General features: G+C 58.6%; 1 protein-coding gene. It reads right to left on the minus strand.

Annotated elements, in window-relative coordinates:
- Window positions 1–848: flagellar hook-basal body complex protein (locus tag VZ95_RS18885; RefSeq protein ID WP_156995418.1), on the minus strand; the 848-nt coding region annotated here is incomplete at its 3' end.
- Window positions 849–960: the final 112 nt, after the last annotated feature.

Raw genomic sequence — 960 nt, forward strand, 5'->3', positions numbered from 1 at the left:
GCATTGAAATCCAGCGTACCAGCGCTCGAAATGGAGCCCAAGGCAACCGTGGAAGCTGGAGCTGGTGACGTCCCAACATTGAGGGTCACATCGTAGGCAGTGGTTGCCGCGTTAAACGTAAAAGTAACGTTCGTGGTATAGGACCCTGCCGCAACTGTCGCGGCTGGAGCGGCCGGATCGACGGTAGGATCGATTACGTTAGTCGCCAAACTGTATACGTATGGACCGCCAGCAACGGGTGGGAAAGGAAGGACAGCGTTTGTGGGCAGATTGAGCGTATATTTATTCGTCGGCGGTGCGCTTGTCGCGGGCAAGTTCGCGCCAATCGAGACGGTTGCCGTTGCCTTCGCGCTACCGGTGATCGAGCCGACGTTGATGGCGCTGAGTTGATCGACCGGCAGGGTCGACGTCGGTACATTGCCCGCTGCATCGGCCGGAACGCCAAGCAGATATTCGCCACTAGCCGAGGTGAGGAAGCCTTCGGAGTTGGTGCGGAACGAGCCGGCGCGAGTGTAGAGGCGTTCGGTTCCGGTCGGCACGGAACCGTTGCCGCTAACGGCGGTCGAAACGGCGAAGAAGCCGCGTCCGGCGATGGCGATATCGGTGGTCGAGGCCGAGGCATTGATAAGACCCTGCTGGTCGACCAACGCCACCGTATTGGCCTTGACGCCGCCGGGGGCGTACATGGCGGTGCCGCCGGATTTCGTCACCAGGGTTTCGAAATCGGCCACGCTGCGCTTATAGCCGATGGTATTGGCGTTCGCGATATTGTCCGAAATCATCGCCATGCTCGAGGCTTGCGCTTTCAGACCCGTAACACCAGCTTTCAGGGAGCCGTAGATGCTCATGATTCTCTCCTAGCCTCGAATGCTTCGATAGATTTCTGTGGATTAGCCGCGAACGGCCACGATTTTGTCGAGATTGATGTAAGCGTCCTGACCGACCTGAAGCTGAACACCA

Source organism: Elstera litoralis, assembly GCF_000963705.1.
Lineage (GTDB): Bacteria > Pseudomonadota > Alphaproteobacteria > Elsterales > Elsteraceae > Elstera > Elstera litoralis.